At 56.9% G+C, this 5,385-nt stretch carries 7 protein-coding genes; 5 read left to right on the top strand and 2 right to left on the bottom strand.

The genetic code is table 11. From position 1 onward, the window contains the following. The first annotated feature begins 63 nt into the window (after positions 1 to 63). Complete coding sequence (locus tag AB5Y81_RS20835) at positions 64 to 768, top strand: IS6-like element IS26 family transposase (RefSeq protein ID WP_001067855.1); 705 nt, start codon at positions 64 to 66, stop codon at positions 766 to 768. 357 nt (positions 769 to 1,125) lie between these two features. Here AB5Y81_RS20835 and AB5Y81_RS20830 read toward each other — a convergent pair whose 3' ends face one another. Beyond that, positions 1,126 to 1,404, bottom strand: a complete 279-nt coding sequence (locus tag AB5Y81_RS20830; RefSeq protein WP_000015696.1) for a tyrosine-type recombinase/integrase — start codon at positions 1,402 to 1,404, stop codon at positions 1,126 to 1,128. Between the two features lie 265 nt (positions 1,405 to 1,669). Between AB5Y81_RS20830 and AB5Y81_RS20825 the strand changes: the two genes are divergently transcribed. Then, the gene (locus tag AB5Y81_RS20825) at positions 1,670 to 1,798 is read left to right on the top strand and encodes a type VI secretion protein (RefSeq protein WP_001260374.1); all 129 of its coding nucleotides are present in this window, start codon (positions 1,670 to 1,672) and stop codon (positions 1,796 to 1,798) included. A gap of 55 nt (positions 1,799 to 1,853) precedes the next feature. On the opposite strand, the gene tet(C) is transcribed toward AB5Y81_RS20825, so the two are convergent. Then, complete coding sequence (tet(C), locus tag AB5Y81_RS20820; RefSeq protein ID WP_001297013.1) at positions 1,854 to 3,044, bottom strand: tetracycline efflux MFS transporter Tet(C); 1,191 nt, start codon at positions 3,042 to 3,044, stop codon at positions 1,854 to 1,856. Between the two features lie 92 nt (positions 3,045 to 3,136). Between tet(C) and tetR(C) the strand changes: the two genes are divergently transcribed. The 3 genes from tetR(C) to AB5Y81_RS20805 all read left to right on the top strand — a co-directional run bounded on the left by tetR(C) (position 3,137) and on the right by AB5Y81_RS20805 (position 5,333). Next, on the top strand, positions 3,137 to 3,796 hold the full coding sequence (tetR(C), locus tag AB5Y81_RS20815; RefSeq protein WP_001038045.1) for a tetracycline resistance transcriptional repressor TetR(C): 660 nt from the start codon (positions 3,137 to 3,139) through the stop codon (positions 3,794 to 3,796). Further along, complete coding sequence (locus AB5Y81_RS20810) at positions 3,783 to 4,097, top strand: helix-turn-helix transcriptional regulator (RefSeq protein ID WP_061342203.1); 315 nt, start codon at positions 3,783 to 3,785, stop codon at positions 4,095 to 4,097. The genes tetR(C) and AB5Y81_RS20810 overlap by 14 nt, the downstream gene beginning before the upstream one ends. Before the next feature lie 531 nt (positions 4,098 to 4,628). Further along, a complete protein-coding gene (locus AB5Y81_RS20805) occupies positions 4,629 to 5,333 on the top strand; it encodes an IS6-like element IS26 family transposase (protein WP_001067855.1) in 705 nt (234 codons plus the stop codon). Positions 5,334 to 5,385 lie beyond the last annotated feature (52 nt).

Here is a 5,385-nt window from a genome sequence, read left to right as displayed (position 1 = left end):
GGCACTGTTGCAAATAGTCGGTGGTGATAAACTTATCATCCCCTTTTGCTGATGGAGCTGCACATGAACCCATTCAAAGGCCGGCATTTTCAGCGTGACATCATTCTGTGGGCCGTACGCTGGTACTGCAAATACGGCATCAGTTACCGTGAGCTGCAGGAGATGCTGGCTGAACGCGGAGTGAATGTCGATCACTCCACGATTTACCGCTGGGTTCAGCGTTATGCGCCTGAAATGGAAAAACGGCTGCGCTGGTACTGGCGTAACCCTTCCGATCTTTGCCCGTGGCACATGGATGAAACCTACGTGAAGGTCAATGGCCGCTGGGCGTATCTGTACCGGGCCGTCGACAGCCGGGGCCGCACTGTCGATTTTTATCTCTCCTCCCGTCGTAACAGCAAAGCTGCATACCGGTTTCTGGGTAAAATCCTCAACAACGTGAAGAAGTGGCAGATCCCGCGATTCATCAACACGGATAAAGCGCCCGCCTATGGTCGCGCGCTTGCTCTGCTCAAACGCGAAGGCCGGTGCCCGTCTGACGTTGAACACCGACAGATTAAGTACCGGAACAACGTGATTGAATGCGATCATGGCAAACTGAAACGGATAATCGGCGCCACGCTGGGATTTAAATCCATGAAGACGGCTTACGCCACCATCAAAGGTATTGAGGTGATGCGTGCACTACGCAAAGGCCAGGCCTCAGCATTTTATTATGGTGATCCCCTGGGCGAAATGCGCCTGGTAAGCAGAGTTTTTGAAATGTAAGGCCTTTGAATAAGACAAAAGGCTGCCTCATCGCTAACTTTGCAACAGTGCCCCTGCGTGCGCTGCTGCCATGTCCACTACCTGACGCCGGTGATGGTGATGGCCTCGCCGGAGCGGGAATTTCTTAACCTCGACGAATTTAGACGATCGGCGGGCGAGGGGATGTCGTGGCAAGGTCCGCCTTGCGCTGCTCCGCAAGGGCGACACCAGCGGGTTCGTCGGCGGCCACGCCTAGCGCGACCGCAACCAAGCGTCGAAAAAGTATACGCTCGTCACCCGCCGTCTCCTGTGCTGAGAGTCTCAGGCCGATCGGCCGGCAGGGCTCAATGTCAGCAAACGCGTGATGAGCGGTGGCCTTCAACAGTGATAAGGCGGCACCAGAGAAAAATCACTCAGGGTCAATGCCAGCGCTTCGTTAATACAGATGTAGGTGTTCCACAGGGTAGCCAGCAGCATCCTGCGATGCAGATCCGGAACATAATGGTGCAGGGCGCTGACTTCCGGTGCCAGCAGATATTTTGGCAGTTTGCCTTGGATCAGAGCCATCTGACGCAGGGCTAGTGCAGCCGGATAGTCAATAGCTACCGGCAGCGGTGCGGACTGTTGTAACTCAGAATAAGAAATGAGGCCGCTCATGGCGTTGACTCTCAGTCATAGTATCGTGGTATCACCGGTTGGTTCCACTCTCTGTTGCGGGCAACTTCAGCAGCACGTAGGGGACTTCCGCGTTTCCAGACTTTACGAAACACGGAAACCGAAGACCATTCATGTTGTTGCTCAGGTCGCAGACGTTTTGCAGCAGCAGTCGCTTCACGTTCGCTCGCGTATCGGTGATTCATTCTGCTAACCAGTAAGGCAACCCCGCCAGCCTAGCCGGGTCCTCAACGACAGGAGCACGATCATGCGCACCCGTGGCCAGGACCCAACGCTGCCCGAGATGCGCCGCGTGCGGCTGCTGGAGATGGCGGACGCGATGGATATGTTCTGCCAAGGGTTGGTTTGCGCATTCACAGTTCTCCGCAAGAATTGATTGGCTCCAATTCTTGGAGTGGTGAATCCGTTAGCGAGGTGCCGCCGGCTTCCATTCAGGTCGAGGTGGCCCGGCTCCATGCACCGCGACGCAACGCGGGGAGGCAGACAAGGTATAGGGCGGCGCCTACAATCCATGCCAACCCGTTCCATGTGCTCGCCGAGGCGGCATAAATCGCCGTGACGATCAGCGGTCCAATGATCGAAGTTAGGCTGGTAAGAGCCGCGAGCGATCCTTGAAGCTGTCCCTGATGGTCGTCATCTACCTGCCTGGACAGCATGGCCTGCAACGCGGGCATCCCGATGCCGCCGGAAGCGAGAAGAATCATAATGGGGAAGGCCATCCAGCCTCGCGTCGCGAACGCCAGCAAGACGTAGCCCAGCGCGTCGGCCGCCATGCCGGCGATAATGGCCTGCTTCTCGCCGAAACGTTTGGTGGCGGGACCAGTGACGAAGGCTTGAGCGAGGGCGTGCAAGATTCCGAATACCGCAAGCGACAGGCCGATCATCGTCGCGCTCCAGCGAAAGCGGTCCTCGCCGAAAATGACCCAGAGCGCTGCCGGCACCTGTCCTACGAGTTGCATGATAAAGAAGACAGTCATAAGTGCGGCGACGATAGTCATGCCCCGCGCCCACCGGAAGGAGCTGACTGGGTTGAAGGCTCTCAAGGGCATCGGTCGACGCTCTCCCTTATGCGACTCCTGCATTAGGAAGCAGCCCAGTAGTAGGTTGAGGCCGTTGAGCACCGCCGCCGCAAGGAATGGTGCATGCAAGGAGATGGCGCCCAACAGTCCCCCGGCCACGGGGCCTGCCACCATACCCACGCCGAAACAAGCGCTCATGAGCCCGAAGTGGCGAGCCCGATCTTCCCCATCGGTGATGTCGGCGATATAGGCGCCAGCAACCGCACCTGTGGCGCCGGTGATGCCGGCCACGATGCGTCCGGCGTAGAGGATCCACAGGACGGGTGTGGTCGCCATGATCGCGTAGTCGATAGTGGCTCCAAGTAGCGAAGCGAGCAGGACTGGGCGGCGGCCAAAGCGGTCGGACAGTGCTCCGAGAACGGGTGCGCATAGAAATTGCATCAACGCATATAGCGCTAGCAGCACGCCATAGTGACTGGCGATGCTGTCGGAATGGACGATATCCCGCAAGAGGCCCGGCAGTACCGGCATAACCAAGCCTATGCCTACAGCATCCAGGGTGACGGTGCCGAGGATGACGATGAGCGCATTGTTAGATTTCATACACGGTGCCTGACTGCGTTAGCAATTTAACTGTGATAAACTACCGCATTAAAGCTTATCGATGATAAGCTGTCAAACATGAGAATTCGCGAATGAACAAGCTCCAACGCGAGGCCGTGATCCGAACCGCGCTCGAACTGCTTAACGACGTGGGCATGGAAGGTCTAACGACGCGCCGACTGGCTGAGCGCCTCGGGGTGCAACAGCCAGCGCTCTACTGGCATTTCAAGAACAAGCGTGCGTTGCTCGACGCACTTGCCGAAGCCATGCTGACGATAAATCACACGCATTCGACGCCAAGGGATGACGACGACTGGCGTTCGTTCCTGAAGGGCAATGCATGCAGTTTTCGACGGGCGTTGCTCGCTTATCGCGATGGCGCGCGTATTCATGCCGGGACGCGGCCAGCCGCGCCGCAGATGGAAAAAGCCGACGCGCAGCTTCGCTTCCTTTGCGATGCTGGCTTTTCGGCAGGTGACGCGACCTATGCGTTGATGGCAATCAGCTACTTCACCGTCGGCGCTGTTCTTGAGCAGCAAGCTAGCGAGGCAGACGCCGAGGAGCGGGGCGAAGATCAGTTGACCACCTCAGCGTCTACGATGCCGGCGCGCCTACAGAGCGCGATGAAAATCGTCTACGAAGGCGGTCCGGACGCGGCATTCGAGCGAGGCCTGGCTCTCATCATCGGCGGTCTTGAAAAAATGAGGCTCACTACGAACGACATTGAGGTGCTGAAGAATGTTGACGAATGACAGGGGGCGGCAGGTGCGGAGGGCGCGGTTGCTTCGTCATATGAAGCAAAGTCACCTAGCTGAATTAATGGGTGTGGATCAGGCAACCGTGTCGCGCTGGGAGCGGGGCACCCTTGCATTGTCGGATGGGAGGTGGTCAGCGGTTCTTCAATTGCTTACCGGGCCTTCCGATTCATCGTACGACGCTGCGCTGAAGCGTCTGGTGCAATCCTCCGCCCACAAAGTCCATCTGGTAGCGACCGGACACATTGTTTGCTCGCGGCATCTCCGGCCAGGCAAAGGGAATTGCGGATTGACCTAGCCGAACTCCTTGGTAAATCGCTGCGTGTTTATGCGTCCCCGAGATAGTTGCGGCCGACTCTGCGCTTAATGGGCTCGGTTGGCATGAGGGGCGGCTGGGGTCACTCGAGGTGGATACCGGCCCGAACTGGAGCGAGGAACTTCCATACTGCCAAGGCGAATGCTGTGGGAGCGCATCATGCTCGCTGATGGTAGCCCGGCACTACTTGTTACCACCACAGCTTAATGCGAAGGGTGCTCCTGTTCTTGTGCATATTTTATGCGCTGCTGATTGTGCATCGAACTGATAACCTCAACGGGTCTGCTTTGTAGTTCACCACACCCCTGACGCGCGCGTGCCGGATAAGCAGAACTATGGTGCCGATGGATGTCAGGAACACTCGGCCTGGTTCGTAACTAGGTCGTCCTGCGCGATCCTGCGGCTAGGGCCGGAATCGTGCTCGCCAGTCAGGCGCTGATGAAGCCTATGGGCACTGTTGCAAATAGTCGGTGGTGATAAACTTATCATCCCCTTTTGCTGATGGAGCTGCACATGAACCCATTCAAAGGCCGGCATTTTCAGCGTGACATCATTCTGTGGGCCGTACGCTGGTACTGCAAATACGGCATCAGTTACCGTGAGCTGCAGGAGATGCTGGCTGAACGCGGAGTGAATGTCGATCACTCCACGATTTACCGCTGGGTTCAGCGTTATGCGCCTGAAATGGAAAAACGGCTGCGCTGGTACTGGCGTAACCCTTCCGATCTTTGCCCGTGGCACATGGATGAAACCTACGTGAAGGTCAATGGCCGCTGGGCGTATCTGTACCGGGCCGTCGACAGCCGGGGCCGCACTGTCGATTTTTATCTCTCCTCCCGTCGTAACAGCAAAGCTGCATACCGGTTTCTGGGTAAAATCCTCAACAACGTGAAGAAGTGGCAGATCCCGCGATTCATCAACACGGATAAAGCGCCCGCCTATGGTCGCGCGCTTGCTCTGCTCAAACGCGAAGGCCGGTGCCCGTCTGACGTTGAACACCGACAGATTAAGTACCGGAACAACGTGATTGAATGCGATCATGGCAAACTGAAACGGATAATCGGCGCCACGCTGGGATTTAAATCCATGAAGACGGCTTACGCCACCATCAAAGGTATTGAGGTGATGCGTGCACTACGCAAAGGCCAGGCCTCAGCATTTTATTATGGTGATCCCCTGGGCGAAATGCGCCTGGTAAGCAGAGTTTTTGAAATGTAAGGCCTTTGAATAAGACAAAAGGCTGCCTCATCGCTAACTTTGCAACAGTGCC

The sequence above is a fragment of the Aeromonas sp. s2 genome (assembly GCF_040907935.1).
GTDB classification, from domain to species: domain Bacteria; phylum Pseudomonadota; class Gammaproteobacteria; order Enterobacterales; family Aeromonadaceae; genus Aeromonas; species Aeromonas dhakensis.
Note: the sequence above shows the minus strand (reverse complement) of the source record. Positions and strands in the feature narration are given on the sequence as shown.